Source organism: Leuconostoc sp., assembly GCF_965300815.1.
This window is the reverse complement of the sequence record NZ_CBDKZH010000018.1, coordinates 1-19,589: the sequence shown is the minus strand read 5'-3', so window position 1 is coordinate 19,589 and position 19,589 is coordinate 1. Positions and strand designations below refer to the sequence as shown.

The 19,589-nt window shown below is 44.4% G+C and carries 17 protein-coding genes and 2 pseudogenes; 18 read left to right on the top strand and 1 reads right to left on the bottom strand.

The genetic code is table 11. From position 1 onward, the window contains the following. Nucleotides 1-242, bottom strand: a pseudogene (locus ACW12G_RS02345) (PTS sugar transporter subunit IIC); the annotation flags it as partial. 400 nt (nt 243-642) lie between these two features. Between ACW12G_RS02345 and ACW12G_RS02340 the strand changes: the two are divergent. From ACW12G_RS02340 to ACW12G_RS02255, 18 genes and pseudogenes are all read left to right on the top strand, one after another. After that, complete coding sequence (locus ACW12G_RS02340; RefSeq protein WP_077283002.1) at nt 643-1,584, top strand: NAD(P)-dependent oxidoreductase; 942 nt, start codon at nt 643-645, stop codon at nt 1,582-1,584. A gap of 146 nt (nt 1,585-1,730) precedes the next feature. Then, nucleotides 1,731-2,786: an ABC transporter ATP-binding protein gene (locus ACW12G_RS02335; protein WP_216802401.1), complete on the top strand. Its 1,056-nt coding sequence runs from the start codon at nt 1,731-1,733 to the stop codon at nt 2,784-2,786. Nucleotide 2,787: 1 nt separating this feature from the next. Then, the gene (locus ACW12G_RS02330; protein ID WP_455647192.1) at nt 2,788-3,717 is read left to right on the top strand and encodes a carbohydrate ABC transporter permease; all 930 of its coding nucleotides are present in this window, start codon (nt 2,788-2,790) and stop codon (nt 3,715-3,717) included. Continuing rightward, entirely contained in the window at nt 3,714-4,535 is an 822-nt protein-coding gene (locus tag ACW12G_RS02325) for a carbohydrate ABC transporter permease (protein WP_455647191.1), read from the top strand. The genes ACW12G_RS02330 and ACW12G_RS02325 overlap by 4 nt, the downstream gene beginning before the upstream one ends. Further along, entirely contained in the window at nt 4,532-5,884 is a 1,353-nt protein-coding gene (locus ACW12G_RS02320) for an ABC transporter substrate-binding protein (protein WP_455647190.1), read from the top strand. Before ACW12G_RS02325 ends, ACW12G_RS02320 begins: the two co-directional genes overlap by 4 nt. Nucleotides 5,885-5,893: 9 nt before the next feature. Continuing rightward, a complete protein-coding gene (locus ACW12G_RS02315; protein ID WP_455647189.1) occupies nt 5,894-6,490 on the top strand; it encodes a glycerophosphodiester phosphodiesterase family protein in 597 nt (198 codons plus the stop codon). Then, nucleotides 6,475-6,615: pseudogene (locus ACW12G_RS02310) on the top strand (hypothetical protein); the annotation flags it as partial. The gene ACW12G_RS02315 and the pseudogene ACW12G_RS02310, both read left to right, overlap by 16 nt. Nucleotides 6,616-6,697: 82 nt before the next feature. Next, complete coding sequence (locus tag ACW12G_RS02305; RefSeq protein ID WP_146974955.1) at nt 6,698-8,023, top strand: bifunctional folylpolyglutamate synthase/dihydrofolate synthase; 1,326 nt, start codon at nt 6,698-6,700, stop codon at nt 8,021-8,023. 83 nt (nt 8,024-8,106) lie between these two features. Then, entirely contained in the window at nt 8,107-9,234 is a 1,128-nt protein-coding gene (locus ACW12G_RS02300; RefSeq protein ID WP_455647188.1) for a tRNA dihydrouridine synthase, read from the top strand. Between the two features lie 151 nt (nt 9,235-9,385). Next, nucleotides 9,386-10,525 (top strand): cation:proton antiporter, encoded by a 1,140-nt coding sequence (locus ACW12G_RS02295; RefSeq protein ID WP_455647187.1) that lies wholly within the window; start codon nt 9,386-9,388, stop codon nt 10,523-10,525. 54 nt (nt 10,526-10,579) lie between these two features. Beyond that, nucleotides 10,580-12,067: a UDP-N-acetylmuramyl-tripeptide synthetase gene (murE, locus tag ACW12G_RS02290; protein ID WP_455647186.1), complete on the top strand. Its 1,488-nt coding sequence runs from the start codon at nt 10,580-10,582 to the stop codon at nt 12,065-12,067. An 81-nt stretch (nt 12,068-12,148) separates the two neighbouring features. Continuing rightward, the gene (locus ACW12G_RS02285) at nt 12,149-12,523 is read left to right on the top strand and encodes a toxin-antitoxin system HicB family antitoxin (RefSeq protein WP_048701982.1); all 375 of its coding nucleotides are present in this window, start codon (nt 12,149-12,151) and stop codon (nt 12,521-12,523) included. A 16-nt stretch (nt 12,524-12,539) separates the two neighbouring features. Then, nucleotides 12,540-13,355 (top strand): SPFH domain-containing protein, encoded by an 816-nt coding sequence (locus tag ACW12G_RS02280; RefSeq protein WP_455647185.1) that lies wholly within the window; start codon nt 12,540-12,542, stop codon nt 13,353-13,355. Between the two features lie 146 nt (nt 13,356-13,501). Beyond that, complete coding sequence (gene coaBC, locus ACW12G_RS02275) at nt 13,502-14,695, top strand: bifunctional phosphopantothenoylcysteine decarboxylase/phosphopantothenate--cysteine ligase CoaBC (RefSeq protein ID WP_455647184.1); 1,194 nt, start codon at nt 13,502-13,504, stop codon at nt 14,693-14,695. Nucleotides 14,696-14,840: 145 nt separating this feature from the next. Further along, nucleotides 14,841-15,110: a DUF2187 domain-containing protein gene (locus tag ACW12G_RS02270; protein ID WP_146977272.1), complete on the top strand. Its 270-nt coding sequence runs from the start codon at nt 14,841-14,843 to the stop codon at nt 15,108-15,110. A 227-nt stretch (nt 15,111-15,337) separates the two neighbouring features. Beyond that, nucleotides 15,338-17,029 carry an arginine--tRNA ligase gene (gene argS, locus ACW12G_RS02265; RefSeq protein WP_147001232.1) on the top strand — a complete coding sequence of 564 codons (1,692 nt, stop codon included), beginning with the start codon at nt 15,338-15,340 and terminating at the stop codon, nt 17,027-17,029. A gap of 60 nt (nt 17,030-17,089) precedes the next feature. Further along, on the top strand, nt 17,090-17,560 hold the full coding sequence (locus ACW12G_RS02260; RefSeq protein WP_270747267.1) for an arginine repressor: 471 nt from the start codon (nt 17,090-17,092) through the stop codon (nt 17,558-17,560). Between the two features lie 3 nt (nt 17,561-17,563). Then, nucleotides 17,564-19,589, top strand: a 2,026-nt coding sequence (locus ACW12G_RS02255) for a PBP1A family penicillin-binding protein (RefSeq protein WP_455647183.1), incomplete at its 3' end; no start/stop codon positions are given.

Genomic DNA, 19,589 nt, shown 5'->3' with positions numbered 1-19,589 from the left:
CCCAGAGCAGGGGCGAGCATTTTTTGCCCCATCAAACCGGCTTGGATGAGTGGTGTGTAGTGGAATAAATTACCTAATGACGACATCAAGAGGCCCATGCCAAGCACTGCCAAAATGGCATTAGAAATACCGGTTGAGACATCAAAGACAACCTCTCTGGCCGTCTTTGGCTTAGCTTTTTTGTCAGTTAGGGATAGGTCGCTTTCGGCCATTGTTGGGGTTGCATTTGCAGTAAGATCCATGTGATTTTCCTCCGTGGTGGACTGTTGACGTGCGCGCCAACGTAACAGTAGTACAGTGCCATTAAATCAAAAAGAAAAGAGGCGCTAGTTGAATACTAGCGCCTCTAGAAAATGTCGTTTTGAGCAACATTTTTGCGCCAGTCGAGAAACCTTCTCGACTGGTAGCAAAAATAGACCAGCGAGAAGTCACATAATAATGACGGCGTTGATCTTAATGACGTTTGTGAAGTTGTCAGTTGCAAGTAAGTACATCGTTTTATTTCCTTTGATTTGTTGTTTTAAATTATGGCACGAAGATAATCAAATGTCAATATTTTAATTTAAAACTCATTAAAATCACGCGAACCGTTAGAAAATAATGCGTTATGATAGCACTAGAAAACAGATTGGAGAAAATCAGATGTTACTATTAGCAGTGAAAGCCATTAGTGAAGAAGATCGTGCTTTTTTGGCCGAACACGATATCGACGTTGTGACGCCAGACACGATTACTGATGCACAAATTTCCGATGTTGTGATTAGCTATGCCTGGGACAATCGCATTGGCGATAAGATACTGGCCCAACCAGACTCAAAATTAAAATGGATCCAGACCCAATCAGCCGGTGTGGATTATTTACCCTTGCAAATTCTTAAAGAACGTGGCATTATCGTGACGAATGCCAGTGGTTTAAAGGCCGAACCAATTGCGCAAACGGTGTTGAGTTATATTTTGTATTTTGCCCGTGGCTTAAATGTGTACGCGACCCGACAGCACTGGGAACCGTTTACCGATCAGTATATGGTTAGTGAGCTGCCGGTCTTAGTTTTTGGGACTGGTCGCATTGGGCAGCAAATTGCAGCACAAATTAAAGGATTTGGGGGCACTGTTTATGGTGTCAATACGACTGGTCGTGCCGTCCCTGGCTTTGATGAAGTTTATCCGATTACAAATTATCAAGAAGGGCTTTCAAAAGCCCGCGTTGTTGTAGATGGCCTGCCGGGCACAAAAGACACAGAAAACTTTTTTGATGAGTATTTTTTTGAACAAGTGAATGAGTTGTTCCTCTTTGTCAACATTGGCCGTGGCACGACTTTAGATCAAGACGCCTTGTTAGCGGCAATTGATGATTCACGTGTGCGCTTTGCGGCACTTGATGTCACGACACCCGAGCCTTTGCCAACACACCATCCTTTGTTTGAACGACCACAGATTTTGTTAACGCAGCATACCAGTTGGGGTGAACATGAAAACTATGGCCGGACAGGTGGACTCTTTCGGTTATTTAAGAAAAACGTCCCAGGTTTTGTTGCTGATGGCAGCCTAACTTATAATGTTGTGAATTTAGATAAAGGATATTAATCATTGCAAAAAAGTCAAGATGATCACATCTTGGCTTTTTTTGTTGGCTGACGCTTTACGATTGTTTACATATTTTAATCATTTAGCTGACTTGGTGTTGACATGGTCTTGTTACGATTAAATCATTAGGAAAGGTAGGGATTTGTATGATTGAGTTGAAACGACTACAAAAAGTCTATGATCAGCAGCAAGAAGCGGTGATTAAAGATGTCACGGTGTCGATTATGCCAGGTGAGTTTTTTGTGATGGTTGGCCCATCTGGGTCGGGTAAATCAACCCTTTTAAGAATGATTGCCGGTTTAGAACCCATTACTGGTGGTGATTTAATCATTGATGGGGAGCGTATGAATGATTTGCCACCAAAGGCCCGTCATTTGTCCATGGTATTTCAAAACTATGCGCTTTATCCCAATATGACCGTCGCCGATAACATTACTTTTGGGTTAAAAGCCCGGAAGGTAGACAGCGCTACCCAGCTTCAACGGCTATCCGATGCCTTAGAGATGGTCAACATGACCGATTATGCGTATCGCTATCCGCGTGAATTGTCCGGTGGTCAGCGTCAACGCGTGGCCTTAGCACGGAGTATTGTCTCTGGTGCAGAAATCATTTTAATGGACGAACCGCTCTCCAACCTAGATGCCCAACTACGAGAAAGTATGCGTTATGACATTAAAGCTTTGCAACGTAAACTCGGCATCACGGTGGTCTACGTCACTCATGATCAAACCGAAGCAATGACGATGGGGGATCGGGTAATGATTTTAAATGATGGGGTAGTGCAACAAATCGGCACGCCGATGCAGCTTTATCAACTACCAGCCAATACGTTTGTGGCCCAGTTCTTCGGGACACCAAAAATGAATGTGCTACCTGGCGTGACGGACTGGCAAAATCATGGGGTCGTCATTGATACGCCCTATGATCCGGATGCTTTGGTTGGTATTCGACCAGAAGCAGCCCGACTCACACCTGAAAATGCGGATGATTTAGCGATTGATTTCTGGGTCACAACGGTGACACAAATCGGGTCGGAAACCTTATTGTTTGGGACAATTAACGGCCGAGAAGAACCCTTGCAATTTAAAATTGCTGGCCAACATGATCTGACGGCGCAACAATTTATCACGTTGTATGTCCCACGATCAGCACTACACTATTTTGATTTGGCTGGTAAAATGCTCGCCACGGTGGGGGTGTGATATGGCACAAGTAACACCGGCAATTTACCAACAAGCAGGCACCAAGCAACGCTGGCGTCAAGCGCTGAGAACACATTTGGTGGCCCTGGGTTTTCTCACACCGTCGCTTATTTTTCTTGGTGTCTTCATTTTTTATCCGCTGGTTAAAACCGTTTATTACAGCTTCTTTTTAACCAACGCGTTAGGAGAACCGGTTAAATTTGTTGGTTTTGCAAATTATACGACGATTCTTAAAGATCCGGTCTTTTTGACAAGTTTAGGGGTGACGTTAATATTTGTGGTCGCTGTGACTGGTTTGACCACGATTTGTGCGTTAGCTTTAGCAAATTTGGCTCGTAAGCATTTGCGTGGGACGGTCATTTTTAGAACCTTATTTGCGTCAACCATGGGTGTTTCAGTGTCAGTGGCATCAGTTTTATGGTTATTCTTCTTTCAACCAACCACTGGCGTATCTGACATGATCCTAAACGCCTTACATTTACCACCGATTCACTGGCTGACTGGTAACGTCTGGGCATTGGTAGCTGTGATTTTGACGGTTGTCTGGATGAATATTGGGTTTGCTTTCTTGGCCATTTCTGGTGCGTTAGAAAATGTCCCAACCCATTTATACGAAACGGCTGAAATTGAAGGGATCACACCTTGGCTTAAGGTTCGCTATATTACGCTTCCCCACATTAGTCCCACTTTGTTTTTTGTGGCAACAGTGCCGATGATCAATGCCTTCCAGACGTTTGGACAAGTGGATTTATTGACCAAAGGCGGCCCAAATAATCATACGAATTTGATCGTTTATCAGATTTATCGGGATGCTTTTGTGAACCTCAATATTGGCAAAGCCTCAACGGAATCGATTATTTTAGCGCTTTTGATTGCGCTGGTGACCATGGCGCAATTTAAACTCACAGAAAAGCGGGTGATGTATCAATGATTATACCAACACAAGAAAAAATCTGGCATTATACGCTCTTACTATGTCTGTCACTTTTAATTTTTGCGCCGGTACTGGTGGGCGTTTGGGTCTCGTTGCTACCAAATACAGCGATTTTAAACGGCCAATACTTGTCAACCGCATTGTCTTTTGATAATTATCGCCAAGCGCTGACACAAACCCCAATTTTGCGATATTTATTCAATTCATTTGTGGTTGCGAGTTTGGTCATGGTAGGACAAGTTGTTTTTTCAGCACTAGCCGCATATGCATTTGTCTTTATCCCATTTAAAGGTAAAAATGTTATCTTTTATGCATTTATTGCAACGATGATGCTCCCGTTTGAAGCACAATTGATTCCAAACTTTCAAACGTTACGTTGGCTAGGGTTTTTAAATCATTATGCCGCATTGGCACTGCCGTTTTTTGCCACCGCGTTTGGCACATTTTTATTGCGACAGGCATTTATGCAGGTGCCCATGGCGTTACGTGAATCAGCGTTAGTTGAAGGCATTGGCCACGGTCAATTTTTATACCGCGCCGTCTTACCTTATGCCAAAACGAGTTTGCTGACCTTGGCAGCGTATTCATTTTTGACGACTTGGAATATGTATCTTTGGCCACTGATCACCAGTTATAGTGATAACGTCCGTACGGTACAAATTGGCCTACGCCAGTTACAAGCGACTGAAGCGGTTAATTCTTGGGGCCTCATCATGGCCAGCGCTATTTTAATGATGATCCCAAGTTTGGTAGTCTTGTTAGTCTCACAAAAAGCCTTTAAATCAGGATTAATTGACGGGGCAGTGAAATCATGATGAAAAAAGTGACCACCATTACCATCGTGTGTCTGACAATACTAGCTGTGATTGGCATCGGCATTACTCATGGCAAGACACCAACAGCCAGTGCGAATCAACGCACAACCATTGTTTTCTGGCATTCGATGGGTGGCAAACCGGCCGCTGCTTTGAAGCAATTAGTGGCTAAATATAATGCGTCGCAAAGCAAATACACGGTTGTACCGGAATATCAAGGCGCCTATACGGAGTCCTTACCAAAATACTTAAACGTGGCGCAATCTTCAGCAGCACCAGCGATTGTGCAAGCTCAAGAAATTGCCACAAGTACGATGTTAGCCACGAAAAGTACGATACCTATGAATCAGCTATTAACCGCGCAAACAACGGATCAAATTGAAGATAATATTGCGCGCTACTATACTGTCAATCAGCAGCTGCAAGCTATGCCTTTTAATTCATCAACGCCAGTTTTGTATTATAATAAAGGTCTCGTTGAGCAGTTAGGCTTAACGCCTTTGCCACAAGATCCCAGCTATACGGACGTATTGAATTTGGCCAAAGCGATTACTAACAAGACGGGTGGTCAAACCAAGGGGATGACGATTGAAGCGTACGGTTGGTTATTTGAAGAATTAACCGCCAACCAAAATCAACTGTTAGCAAATCATGACAATGGTCGCGCAGCTGGCCAGTATGCGACAAAAATTAATCTGAATACGCCGGCGGCCAAGCGTTTAATGAAATTTATAACGCAAGCCATTCAAGATAAATCATTTGTGAATTATGGGTCCGGTGACATTGCCGAAACGAACCAAAAAACAGCGTTTTTAGCAGGCAAGTTGGGGATTTTCATGCAATCGTCAGCGTCAACTGGTGATTTGCAAGCCAATGCTAAGTTCAAACTCGGTGTGACGTATGTGCCACATGCTGATGGTGTGCCACGCAACGGACTCGCGTTAGGTGGGGCGGCGTTGTGGGCAAATAAGAACCAACCCGCAACAGTCAAACAAGGCACGGCGGACTTCTTGAAATTCATGGCATCGGCTGAATCACAAGCCCAATGGCGTTTGGCAACAGGGTATCTTGCCATGAACAAGCACGCCAAAGATTTACCACAGATCACCACCGCGGTCGCTAAAGATCCTAATTTGGGTGTTGCGACGCAACAACTCGCAACCAGTCAAAAAAATCCAGTAACAGCTGGGCCGTTGGTGCCAATTATGCCAATTGCTCGAACTAATATGGAAACGGCGATGCAATCCATTGCCAACGGGGCGCCGATTGATAAAAGTCTGCAAGTGGCCGAAGATGCGACTAATCAAGCGCTGGCAGCTTATAATGCTGCAAATCATTTAAAAAAGTGAGGAAGACGCATGATAAAAATTGCGCATCGCGGTATATCCGCTCAAGCACCCGAAAATACGCGGGCCGCGTTTGAACTGATGTTACCCCTTGGGGTCAATTGGTTAGAAACTGATATTGATATGACGTCTGATGGTCATCTGGTGTTGATTCATGATAGTAAAGTTGATCGCACTTCAAATGGCAACGGGACGGTCAATCACAATTCACTGATGGGGCTACAAAAGCTTGATTTTGGGCAGTGGTTTGCGCCAGCATTTACGGGAGAACGCATCGTCACGTTGGATTGGTTAATTGATTTTATCAATGAACATCACATCAATGTGAACTTTGAGCTCAAGACGAATGTCCGCGGTGAGAAGGAAAATTTTTATCTGATGCGTCTGCATCAAGCGATTCATCGTATTAATCGCGAGAATCAGATTATTGTGTCGAGTTTTGATGTGAAATTACTTAAAAAATTTCATGACTTAATGCCAAAAATTACGATTGGACTGTTATTGGCAGAGCCAATTTCAGATAACACGGTCGCGCCCGCTCGGTCGGTGCCACCTACGTCCATCCTGATGTTAATGGCCTCACTGAAGCAGCCGTCCAACTGTTATTAGCTAATCAATTGGGTGTCAATGTGTGGACAGTTAACGATGCAGAAACGGCAAAACGGCTGGCTGATTGGGGGTGCTCATGCCATATTTACCGATTTTCCAAAGACGATGTAAGTCGTCTTTTTTGATTGCAAATTATTTGCTGTACAAGGTAATTTTTGCGGTGACATGTGATAAAATTAAGGGCATATTAATTGTCGGAGGCTGGATGTGGCTAAATTGGGAGAGCGGCGTGCCGCACGGGTTGCAGCAAACTATAAGCGGGTGATTAACAGTTTGGATAATCACTGGCATGTGTTAGACGATTCACGTGTGGCGGTGGTGAAAGAAGTATTAGCATGGCTTGGGCATCCAGACCAAAAACTCAAGATCATTCACATTGCCGGCACGAATGGGAAAAGTTCTACAGGCGCTATGCTGGGCGCTATTTTACAGGCTAATGGCTATTCTTACGGCCATTTTTCGAGTCCCTACATTCTATCAGATCGTGAGCAAATCACCGTCGATGATGAGATGATTTCAAAAAGTGATTTTCTCCGTCATTATCAAGACCTGGTGGCTTGTTTTAAGCGCCATGGGGTGCCTGCCAATCATTTGACGTATTTTGAGTATTTTACCGTCATTTCACTGTTGCATTTTGTTGATAATGCGGTCGATTTTGTTATTTTTGAAGCCGGTCTGGGTGGATTAAGAGATGCGACAAATGCGATTGCCACCCCGATGTTGACCGTCTTTACGAAAATTAGTGTCGATCATCAGCTCACGATTGGCCGTAGTCTTCAAGATATCGCCGAAAACGAAGCAGCCATTATCAAACCAGGGACCGTGGTGATTGATTATGCTGGTCAAGACTTGACCGTTCATCGTGTTTTAAAGGCGCAGGCTGAGGCGGTTGGTGCTGAGTGGTTTGTGCATACACAAGATCAAATTATTATTGCCAACACGACGCCAGCTGGTATGGATCTTATTATTAATGGCACACCAGGTTATTTTTTGAGTATGCCTGGGGCATTTCAGGTACATAATTTTGGGATTGTCTTAAAAATTAAAGCTGCTTTGAAGACAATGGGGTACACGTTTACTACTGAGAAAACGCAGGCTGGCTTAGCTAACGTGAGCTTGATTGGTCGGATGAACTATCACCCAGAAAAAAACATTTTATTTGATGCAGCCCACAATGTTGACGGCATCACCGGTTTGGTGGCAGCGTTAAATGCTTGGCATTTGAAAATCAAACCCACGTTAATCTTAGGGGTCTTAAAAGATAAAGAATACCATGAAATGTTGGATGAAATTATTCCAGTTGTCCAGCGGGTGATTACCGTCACGCCGAAAAATAAATCACGGGCTTTGTCAGCAGAAGAATTGGCCGCTACCATAATTATGACCTACCCAAAAGTCGAAGTTGAGATTGCCAATGATGCCTCGGCTGCGATTTCATTAGCCATGCGGGTCCGTGAATCATCTCAGGCATTGATTGTAGTGACGGGATCCTTTTATACGCTAAGTGCTCTGCAAAAAGATGAGCGCATTTAAGCTGTGAGCAGCGTTTTTGAGATTTATCTCGAAATATGGTATGATAGTATGCGTTGACTTATATTAAATAAGGAGAAATCTTCATGACGCAATCGTCTCCGCAACCGCTTTTCTGGGACGAAGTTGTGGCCAATGCACAAAAAGGCCATGACTCGTCTGAAAAGCGACCATTCTTCAGTTTGGCACCCATGGAGGCCGTGACGGATACGATTTTCCGTCGTGTGGTTGAAAAAGCTGGTGCCCCTGATGTTTACTTTACAGAATTTACGAACGCAAGTTCAATGATTCATCCCAAAGCAAAGTTTTCCGTGCAAGGGCGTTTGGCCGTCGCTGAAAACGAGACACAACCAGTGGCACAAATTTGGGGCTCACGACCAGAAGATATTGCTGGGGCAGCAAAATTGTTGCCCGACATGGGTTATCGGGCAGTTGATTTGAACATGGGTTGTCCTGATCCAACGGTTGTTAAAAATGGCGCTGGGTCAGATTTGATTCGCCACCAAGATTTGGCAGCACAACTCGTCTCAGCTGCCAAAGAATCTGGGCTCCCAGTGTCAGTTAAGACACGTCTCGGTTTTTATGATCCCATGGAATTCCGTGACTGGTTGCCTGTGATTTTGCAACAAGATGTTGCGGTGTTGACGGTTCACTTGCGTTCGCGCAAAGAAATGTCAAAAGCACCCGCGCATTTTGAATTAATTGATGAAATCGTAGCGATGCGTGATGCCATTGCACCAAACACATTGCTACAAATCAATGGTGATATCAAGTCACGTGCTGAAGGGGAAGCGTTAGCTCACTCCCATCCAGGCATAGACGGCATTTTGATTGGCCGCGGTATTTTTGAAAATCCTTATGCGTTTGAAGAAAGTCCGCGCCAACATACTTTGGAAGAATCAATTGCCTTGTTAAAGTTGCAATTAGACTTATTTGATGAGGTAAATGCGACGGTAACGCCTAAGCATTTTGAAGCTTTGAAGCGTTACTTTAAGATTTATTTGCGTGGCTTTGCGCACGCATCAGCTTTACGGCAAATGTTGATGGAAACTCATGCGACTGATGAAGTACGTGAGGTTTTAGATCGTGAATTAGCACGTGTCTATGCGGCTGTTGCCGCTGATCAGCACATTTATCGTGATAATGCAGCAGCTAGTGCCGAAATGGCAGCAGCCACTGCAGCCAAACTAGCACGTGAAGCAGCAGAATCATAATTGAATCGTTAAACTGGTTGAGTAAACACTCAAGGCGAACGTTTGTGGGGGAGCAACGTTAGTTTTTTGTGTTTGCTCTTTTTATTATCTGATAAAACAAGTACAATCATGTAGAAAGGACGTATTGCAGTACGCAATACAGCAAGGAAATATGACATTTTATTTAGATTTATTTTTAATGTTAGCCGCAGCCATCATCATGGGCTTAGGGGCACAACGTATCGGGATGCCGATTGTTGTTGGCCAATTATTAGCGGGTGTGGTGCTGGGTCCGAGTTTGTTGAACATTGTTCAGATTTCGCATAATATTGAATTTATGGCTGAAATCGGGGTCATGATTTTGATGTTTATTGTCGGCCTGGAAACCGATATCAAGCAATTAAAAGCCAACATCAAACCGTCACTGATGGTAGCCGTTTTAGGCGCAATCTTCCCGATGGTAGTCTTTTACTTCCTCGCGCAAGCTTATCATTTTGATACCAAACAAGCGATATTCTGGGGCGTGGTGTTTGCCGCAACATCAGTCTCAATTACAGCAGAAGTCTTAAATGAATATCACCAACTGAAAACAAGAGCTGGTGTGACTATCCTTGGCGCAGCCGTAGCGGATGATATTTTAGCGGTTGCGAGCTTGTCTGGCTTCATTGCGATTTTCAGTGGTCAAGCTGACAAACAGCAACCACTTTGGCTCCAAGGGTTATTATCAGTTGGCTTTTTCGTTGGGTTATATGTTGTGAGTCGCTATGTGTTACCGACATTTGTGCGGGTGGCAACGAAAATGAGTTTGCCAGCCATGAGTGGTTTGGTTGGGATGTTGTTGGCTTTGGGCGCCGGCACAGTCGCTGAGTTTGCTGGCATTTCCGCTGTGGTTGGATCATTCTTTATCGGGGTGGCCATTGCCAACTTACCACAAGCCCACAAGATGATGTCTGAGATGGTGTCAATTGGCTACGGTCTATTTATTCCAATCTTTTTTGCAAGTATCGGCTTAAAGATTTCATTTGACGGGTTTGGTGATAAGTGGGGGCTGCTACTCGTGATGTCATTAGCTGCTATTTTGACAAAGTGGGTCGGTTCCGGATTAGGGGCCAAAATGACTGGTATGAGTTATCATGATGCCAATGTTATTGGCTTGGGGATGGTGTCGCGTGGTGAAATGGCCTTGATTGTAGCCAATATCGGCTTGCAAGCCCACGTCATTGGTAAGGATACGTATTCCGAATTGGCAATTATCATCCTTGTCACGACGATTTTTGCACCAATTGCGTTGAGAAAAGTCCTTGTGAAATAATTAAAAAAACGTTGTGCCTGTTCTGGGTGCAACTTTTTTTGTATAATAAAGCTTATGGAACTCACAAGTAAAACAATTGAACAATTACTCACTGCACATCATTTGTTAGTCGCTAAGCCGGATAGCGATCAAATATTTGATTTTTTACATTATGATACCCGTCAAGTCAAAGACCAGACACTATTTGTTGTCAAAGGGGCTTTTCGGGTAGAATATTTGGCGCAAGCCGCCGGCGTGACTGGCTTAGTCACGGAAGAACTGCTACCGGTTGATTTGCCACAATGGCAAGTCACGGATGTCCAAAAGGCGTTATCAGTCTTATCGATGGCCTTTTTTGACTACCCACAAAACGACTTGTGGATTGGTGCCTTTACGGGGACAAAAGGGAAAACAACCGCGGCGTACATGGCCTTTCAAATCTTACAGCACAAGACGCATCAGCATACGGCTTTGTTTTCAACGGTTGATCGCATTACTGGTAATCAACCAGCTGATAAGAAAAAGTCAGATTTGACCACACCAGAATCTTATGAACTTTTCAAAGATATGCGCCGCGCTGTTGATAATGGCATGACGCATTTGGTCATGGAGGTCAGCTCACAGGCCTATCTCAAACAACGTGTCTATGGCCTAGAATTTCAAGTTGGTGCTTTTTTGAATATTTCACCTGATCACATTGGGCCAAATGAACATCCCAGCTTTGAGGATTATTTAGCCCATAAAATGATGTTACTGGATCATGCTGAACAGGTTATTGTTAATGCGGCAAGTGATCAGTTTTCAGCCGTGTTAGCACACGCCAAAACGCATCATGATCACGTCTATACTTATAGTCAAACCGACCAAGGTGGTGCGTATACGTATCAATCTCTTGAAAGTGCAATTCATGAGAGTCGTTTCACGGTTGCTGAGAGTGATTTGGCTGAGATGAGTGGGACTTATCGCTTGAATTTACCAGGTGATTTTAATGAATCAAATGCTTTAGCAGCGTTGATGATGACTGCCTTGGCAGGGGCCCAGCATGCTGATATGGTGGCTGGTTTAGATACGGTCCTTATTCCTGGTCGTATGTTGAGCTTACCAATTCCCGGCCATGGTGTCGCATTTGTCGACTACGCCCACAACTATGCGTCGATGCGGGCACTGCTACAATTTGCGCAGAGTCAATATCCTGATGGTAAAGTTTCAGTGGTGATTGGTGCACCAGGCAATAAAGGTGTGTCACGCCGTGCTGACTTTGGTCGGGTGGTGTCAGAGTTTGCGGACACGGTCTTTTTGACGGCTGATGATCCACAATTTGAATCGCCAATGGCCATTGCCAAAGAAATTGCGGCCCACATTACCAATCCTGATGTGACGGTACATTTTGAAATGGATCGTATCCAAGCCATTCAACAGGCGATTGCACAGGCCAACCCGCATGATATCGTGATTGTTGCCGGCAAAGGTGAAGATCCGTATCAAAAGATTAACGGTGTTGACGAACCCTATATTGGTGACTATGCGGTTGTCCAAAACGTTTTAAACGCGAATAATGCCTAAGAACACGCCCGATACGGGCGTTTTTTTTTAATGAGATATCATGTATTGTCTTCTTTGACATAAATGTGATATCATTAATATATGAAAAAGATTAACGAGGAAAAAACTCATAAATCAGGTCGTATTCCATTGCGGATTGCACCTGAATTGCATGAAATATTAGCGGAACAGGCCGCGCAAGAAGGGCGATCGCTGAATAGTTATTTGACGAAGTTACTCGAAGCAGGCGCGCAACCGGACACTTTTGAAGAACGGCAGATTGTCGGTCAAATTATTTCAGGAGAAAACTTTGATTTGTTTAATCGATTAGTCTTAGTGTCAGGGATTTATTATCGCTATTTAATTGATAATGCTGCGACGGCTAAAGTGGATCGGCAATATGTTGTGATTGAAGCGACTGGCAATATTTTAACGTTGCGCGAATTAAAGCCAGTGCTTGCTGTTTACGAATCTTAATATACGGGGGAGAAAGATGCTATTTTTTAAAATTGTGACACAAAACAACGCAGGTTTAGTTGAAACGCTTGGTAAATACCGCACGCGGAAAGAAGCCGGCCTTCACTTTTATGTGCCGTTTGTTCAACGCATTCGAAATGTCAGTTTGGCCATGCGACCATTGCGATTACCAGATTATTCAGTCATTACGGCGGATAATGCTGATATTAAAGCTAGTGTCACATTGAACTACCATGTCACGGATGCGGTTAAATATATGTATGAAAATACGGATTCGGTCGAATCCATGGCACAACTTGTACGTGGTCACTTACGTGATATCATCGGCCGGATGGAATTGAATGAAGCTTTGGGATCTACGACTAAAATCAACATTCAGCTTGCCTCAGCGATTGGTGATTTAACGAATACGTACGGGATTAATGTTGACCGTATCAACATTGATGAATTACGCCCATCGGCTTCTATCCAGGAAGCAATGGATAAGCAGTTAACGGCTGATCGTGAACGAGTGGCAACTATTGCAAAAGCTGAAGGTGAGGCACGCTCCATTGAGCTTACAACCAAGGCTAAAAATGACGCGTTGATGGCAACGGCGAAAGCAGAAGCTGACGCGACGAAAACCCGTGCTGATGCCGAACGTTACCGAATCGATACGGTACAAGCCGGTTTGGCTGGGGCGGATGACAAGTACTTCCAAAACCAATCTATTAACGCATTCGCGACGTTAGCCAATTCACCCACGAATTTGGTCGTTGTGGATAGTAAGAAAATGGCAACGCTTGGCCAATTACCGGTGGCCGGCAAGTTGTTTGATAAAGGCCTAAAATAAAAGCGCTGTTAATCCAGCGCTTTTTTGCGTGACATCAGCAGGGGTTGTGAGAATATGTTACAATTTTTTCAGTGAGTGACGGGTATTTTAGCTGCGGTCACAAGAATTAAAGGCATGCACACGCTTTGGTGTGCTTGGTAAGGAAAATGTTTAAAGAAAAAAATGTGCTGGTCGTTGTCACGGGCAGTGTATCAGCTTATAAGGCGGCTAGTTTTGTCCGTTTGCTCGTGAAGGATCACGCCCATGTACGGGTTGCGATGACACAATCAGCACAAGAATTTATTACTAGTAAAACACTGGCTATTCTATCTGGGCATGACGTGCTAACTGATTTATTTGCTGGCCATACGACTGAGGTGGTGCATATTGACTGGGCTAAGTGGGCGGATATCATTTTCGTGGTTCCCGCCACCGCAAACATGATTGGTAAGTTGGCTAACGGCTTGGCTGATGATGCACCAACTGCAACCATTATGGCCGCAACAGCTAAAAAGATTATTGCACCGGCCATGAATGACGTGATGTTAGCGAATCCCGCGGTTGTCCGCAATTTGGCAACACTTGCGGCCGATGGTTGGTTGGTGATTGAACCAGCCGAGGGCTTTTTGGCAGAAGGGTATGCTGCTAAAGGGCGCTTGCCGGAACCAGAAGCCATTTTGGCAGAAGCGGCCATCCGACTCCGCGCCCAAACGGGTCTTCTGCGTGGCAAAAAGATTGTGATTACGGCTGGTGGGACGCGTGAAGCGCTGGATCCGGTGCGTTTTTTGACCAATAAATCCAGTGGCAAAATGGGTTATGCGTTAGACCAAGCTGCCGCGGAAAATGGGGCCGAGGTCACGCTTATCACCACGGTTGATCGTCAGACCATTTTTGGCGTCACCAAGGTCATGGTTGATTCAACCCAAGCGATGTATGAGGCCGTGATGGCGGCTTTTCCGACCGCAGATATTTTTATTGGGGCTGCAGCAGTGTCAGACTTTAAGCCTGCCACACTGGCCCAAGATAAAATCAAGAAACAAGGGGATGGCGGTTTGACGTTAACGCTTGTTCAAAATCCTGATATCTTGAAAACAGTGGGACAGCAAAAATCTGCCAATCAGTTGGTTGTTGGTTTTGCAGCTGAGACCCAAGATGTCATTGCCTATGGGCAAGCCAAGCTGAAAAAAAAGCGGGCAGATATGTTGATTGTTAATGATGTGAGTTCGCCAAATATTGGCTTTTCATCGGATGATAATGTGATTACAATCTTAACGCCAGATCAGCCAGCAGAAACCTTACCGCAAGCAGATAAATTAACCTTAGCACGTGAGATTATGCAACGGATTAGTACGTTGAAATAGCAGTGTTTTTGTGGTAAAATATGGTGTTACACATCGATTACAGGAGGAAATGTGACTAGGACAGTTGAAAAGCGCAATGCGCATTGTCCTTGCAATTGCGCTGTTGACTTGTAAAGCAACAGCCAAGACGTCACAGCTGACAAACATGGCAGACGAAGAAGAAAACAAGGCCTCTAAGTATCATATTGGCGACATTTTACTCGCACCAGCTTATGGTAATTTGGAAAAGCCATTTACTGGACAAGTTGAAAAAGTTTATGAAAATTCATTGTTGGTTGAAATTACGGAAAATGATCCAGCTGACCAACCCACTGTTAACGAAATGAATCATCGTGCAGTGGTCCGAATGGATGAAATTGAAGTGATTAAGCATGCCCCAGCACCAAGAACTGCTGAGGTTGACGTTGAAGAATAAAGATGTTTCGGTAATTCATTACCAGCGAGTCTGAGTGGGTGTGAGTCAGATAATGAAGGAAACGGCGCGTATTTGGAGTCAAACAATTAGATATTGAGTGGCGAAAGCTATTAGAGTGGTACCGCGGGTGAAAACTCGTCTCTTGTGATATATCAAGAGACGAGTTTTTATTTTGCAGGCAAAAAATACGGTATAATATAAACTAATATAAAAAAGGATACGGACACATGGCAGATAACACACAAGTTGTCTCAGCACTTGCAGCAGTGTTGACAGATTTAACAGCATCAGAAATTGCTGAAAAATTAGAAGCACCAAAATCATCAGAATTAGGTGATGTCGCATTTCCAACGTTTACGTTGGCCAAAGTTTTGCGCCAAGCACCACAACAAATCGCCGCTAATATTGTGGCAGAAATTGACCAAACAGGTTTTGAAAAGGTTGTCGCAACCGGCCCTTATGTGAATTTCTTCTTGGATAAAGTGGCAACATCTCGTGAAACTTTGCAAACGATTCTGACATTAAAGGCAGACTACGGGAATAACATCGACGGTCAAGGTGAAAATGTCACGATTGACATGTCATCACCAAACATTGCCAAGCCAATGTCAATGGGCCACTTACGTTCGACTGTGATTGGGAACGCTTTGGCCAATATCACAGCCAAAAACGGTTACCAACCCATCAAAATCAACCATTTGGGTGATTGGGGCACACAGTTTGGTAAGTTGATTTATGCTTACAAGACTTGGGGATCAGAAGATGAAGTAAAAGCTGATCCGATTGCGACGTTGTTGCGTTATTACGTTGAATTCCACGACAAGGCCAAGGAAGATGACAGTTTGAACGATGCTGGTCGGGCTTGGTTTAAAAAACTTGAAGACGGTGACGAAGAAGCGCTGGCATTATGGGCATGGTTCCGTGAAGAATCACTGAAAGAATTTACAGAAATCTATGATCGTTTAGACATTGGGTTTGATTCATTCAACGGTGAAGCATTCTATAATGACAAAATGGATACAGTTGTGGACCAGTTGACGGAAAAGGATTTGTTGGTGACGTCGCAAGGGGCACAAATTGTCGATTTGACAGATATCAACCCGAACTTGACACCTGCCATGATTAAGCGCACAGATGGGGCGACTTTGTATATGACCCGTGATTTGGCGGCAGCAGTTTATCGTAAGGATACTTATGATTTTGCCAAGTCTTTGTACGTTGTGGGTGGTGAACAACGGGAACATTTCGTTCAAATGAAGGCCGTGTTGTCATTAATGGGCTTTGAGTGGGCCGATGATGTTGAACATATTTCCTTTGGTTTGATCACCTTTAACGGTAAGAAAATGTCAACGCGTAAGGGTGATGTTGTCTTGTTGAAGGATGTCTTAAATGATGCCCATGATTTGGCTTTGAAGCAAATCCAAGAAAAGAACCCAACCCTTGAAAACAAAGAAGCAGTTGCCGAACAAGTCGGTGCGGGTGCCGTCGTCTTCCACGATTTGATGAATGACCGTACCAACAACTTTGACTTTAACTTGGAGGAAGTGGTGCGCTTTGAAGGTGATACGGGACCATACGTGCAATATACCAATGCCCGTGCTAAGTCAATTTTGCGTAAGGCGCCTGTTTCAGTCAACTTGGATGCGGTGACACTTGATGACCCAATGACTTGGGATATTATCACGACGTTGAACAGCTTCCCAGCGACAGTGCAACGTGCTTGGCAACAACGCGAAGCTAGCATCATTGCCAAGTATGCTTTGACGCTATCACGCGCCTTTAATAAGTACTATGCCAACTCAAAGATTTTGACGGATGATGACCAATTGCAAGCACGTTTAGCCTTGGTTGAAGCCGTTACCATTGTGTTGACAGAAAGCTTGCGTTTGCTTGGTGTGAAAGCACCAGAAGAAATGTAACCAGGCGTTGCGTGGCCGCTGCTTAAGGTAGTAGCATTTATTCTCATGTAGGAGAAAAATATGATTTCAAAACAACAACGGCAGGCATTAATCCTTGAGATTATTCAAAATCAAGTGATTACAAGCCAAGAAGATTTACTCAGTGAGTTATTGAAAAATCAAGTTGAGACAACGCAAACAACAATTTCTCGTGATATTCGAGCGTTGGGAATTGTCCGCATTAAAGATATTGACGGCCAACTACGCTATCAACAACTATCATCAGATGATGACCAAACAGGTAATCCGGTGACAGCCAATGCTGTCGATTCAGCAATTGCTGAATATGCCATTTTTGTTAAGCGTGTGCAATTTATGACGATTATTAAGACGACAGATTCTAGTGGCAACGCTGTTGCCGGGATTATTGACGATGCCCATTTACCAGAAGTTGTTGCAACGTTGGCCGGTTTTGACACCATTTATGTCACCAGTCCAGATGAAGCAAGCGCGGAAATGCTGACGGCTCGCTGGTCAGCTTTGATAGGTTAAGGTATGAAGGCGTTGAAGCAATTGATTCAGAAAATGCGCGATAAGATCAGGCCGGTTGCCCAGCGTTGGCAGTTGTGGCGATTACTGGTGGTTATCTTTTTAACCGGTTTTCTACTAATGAGTGTATACTTAGTGGTCCTGGCGAAAACTGCCCGCGTGCAGAACTTGCAAGCGACGCTGGCGCAAACCACGTCAGTGTACGATGATGCAGGTGATAAAACCGGTGAATTGTATTCGCAAAAAGGGACCTATGTCAGTTATGATAATATTTCGCAAAATATGCGAGATGCGGTCATATCGAGTGAAGATCGTAATTTTTACAAAGAACATGGTTTTTCCATCAAAGGAATTTTGCGAGCGGTGGTGCTCAACTTGAAAAATAAGTTGACGGGCTCGTCAGCAATCGCCGGTGGTGGCTCGACCTTAACGCAACAGTTGGTTAAGAATGCCTACTTGACGCAAGAACAAACGATGACGCGTAAAGCCAAGGAAATTTTCTTGTCGATGCAGGTTGAGCAGGTGTATACCAAAAATCAGATTCTCACGATGTATCTGAATAACGCATGGTTTGGCCATGGTGTTTGGGGTGTTGAAGATGCTGCCCAAAAATATTTTGGGGTGCATGCCCGTGATTTAACCACGTCTCAAGCGGCAACCTTAACGGCCATGTTGCCAAGTCCGGCATTGTATAATCCAATTGATCATCCACAGTCCGCACTTGACCGGCGGAATGTGGTACTTGGCACAATGGTTGCCAATAAAAAGTTATCGGCTTCTGAGTATAAGTTAGCCAAAGCCGCGCCGATGACGTTACGCGATACGTATAATAGTCAAAATAATTATCGTTATCCGTGGTTCTTTGATGCCGTTATCAATGAAGCGATTCAAACGTATGGTTTGACCGAAACAGACGTCATGAACCGTGGCTATAAGATTTATACAACGTTGAACCAGCAAGATCAGAAGCATTTGCAAACGGATTTTGATAATCCGGCCATGTTTAATTACAATACTGACGCACAGGCAGCCAGTGTGATACTGAATGCCAAAACTGGTGGTGTCCGGGCTGTCGTTGGCGCGCGCGAAGACACGCATACTTTCCGTGGCTTTAACTATGCAACCCAATCAAAGCTGTCGCCAGGTTCAGCCATTAAGCCGATTGCCGTTTACGCGCCAGCCTTAGAACGTGGTTACAGTATCGACACGATGCTACCAAACACAACGCGGACTTTTGGGACGAATCATTATTCGGTACACAATGCCTTAGATGTACAAACAGCAGACGTACCGATGTATTCAGCTTTGGCGCACTCGTATAACGTACCGGCTGTTTACTTACTCAATAAAATTGGTGTTAATGCTGGGTATACCAGTGCCAAGAAGTTTGGCCTACCGTTGACTGAGAAAGATAAAAATCTTTCATTAGCATTGGGCGGCTTAACGAACGGTGTGTCACCGATTCAAATGGCACAGGCTTACACCGCCTTTGCCAATGATGGGGTGATGAGTGATGCGCACTTTATTACCAAGATTGTCGATGCGACGGGTAAAGTTATTGTCTCACAACCAAAAGCCAAGCAAACACGCGTCATCAGTTCACGGGTTGCCGACAATATGACGCGGATGATGCTTGGGACTTACACCAACGGAACGGGTCTTGGCGCAGCACCACGCGGCTTTACCATTGCAGGTAAAACAGGCACCACTGAAAATTCCAATGATACGCAAAATGCCCAATCATCGAAAGATTCATGGGCGCTGGCCTACACGAAGGATGTGGTGTCTGCCTATTGGATGGGCTTAGATACGAAGAATAAAGATAATAGTTTACCTTTGGGGCTGACAGCAACAATGGGCCCATTAGTAAAGTATTCGCTCCAACAAATTTTGCCAAATACGCCAGAGACGAACTTCTCAGTCACTAATCCTAATAGTGCGTCAGATAATAACAATCAGGCGAGCCAAGGGAGTGATTGGGGCCGTTTTGGATCTGATTTCTCAAATGGGGTTAATCAGGCAGTCGTTGGTG

What these genes read in the sequence shown, in the direction of transcription:
- argS (WP_147001232.1), top strand. Translation starts at nt 15,338, where the DNA reads ATGGCAGATAACACACAAGTTGTCTCAGCACTTGCAGCAGTGTTGACA.
- ACW12G_RS02340 (WP_077283002.1), top strand. Translation starts at nt 643, where the DNA reads ATGTTACTATTAGCAGTGAAAGCCATTAGTGAAGAAGATCGTGCTTTT.
- ACW12G_RS02325 (WP_455647191.1), top strand. Translation starts at nt 3,714, where the DNA reads ATGATTATACCAACACAAGAAAAAATCTGGCATTATACGCTCTTACTA.
- ACW12G_RS02300 (WP_455647188.1), top strand. Translation starts at nt 8,107, where the DNA reads ATGACGCAATCGTCTCCGCAACCGCTTTTCTGGGACGAAGTTGTGGCC.
- ACW12G_RS02335 (WP_216802401.1), top strand. Translation starts at nt 1,731, where the DNA reads ATGATTGAGTTGAAACGACTACAAAAAGTCTATGATCAGCAGCAAGAA.
- murE (WP_455647186.1), top strand. Translation starts at nt 10,580, where the DNA reads ATGGAACTCACAAGTAAAACAATTGAACAATTACTCACTGCACATCAT.
- ACW12G_RS02285 (WP_048701982.1), top strand. Translation starts at nt 12,149, where the DNA reads ATGAAAAAGATTAACGAGGAAAAAACTCATAAATCAGGTCGTATTCCA.
- ACW12G_RS02280 (WP_455647185.1), top strand. Translation starts at nt 12,540, where the DNA reads ATGCTATTTTTTAAAATTGTGACACAAAACAACGCAGGTTTAGTTGAA.
- ACW12G_RS02315 (WP_455647189.1), top strand. Translation starts at nt 5,894, where the DNA reads ATGATAAAAATTGCGCATCGCGGTATATCCGCTCAAGCACCCGAAAAT.
- ACW12G_RS02320 (WP_455647190.1), top strand. Translation starts at nt 4,532, where the DNA reads ATGATGAAAAAAGTGACCACCATTACCATCGTGTGTCTGACAATACTA.
- coaBC (WP_455647184.1), top strand. Translation starts at nt 13,502, where the DNA reads ATGTTTAAAGAAAAAAATGTGCTGGTCGTTGTCACGGGCAGTGTATCA.
- ACW12G_RS02260 (WP_270747267.1), top strand. Translation starts at nt 17,090, where the DNA reads ATGATTTCAAAACAACAACGGCAGGCATTAATCCTTGAGATTATTCAA.
- ACW12G_RS02270 (WP_146977272.1), top strand. Translation starts at nt 14,841, where the DNA reads ATGGCAGACGAAGAAGAAAACAAGGCCTCTAAGTATCATATTGGCGAC.
- ACW12G_RS02295 (WP_455647187.1), top strand. Translation starts at nt 9,386, where the DNA reads ATGACATTTTATTTAGATTTATTTTTAATGTTAGCCGCAGCCATCATC.
- ACW12G_RS02330 (WP_455647192.1), top strand. Translation starts at nt 2,788, where the DNA reads ATGGCACAAGTAACACCGGCAATTTACCAACAAGCAGGCACCAAGCAA.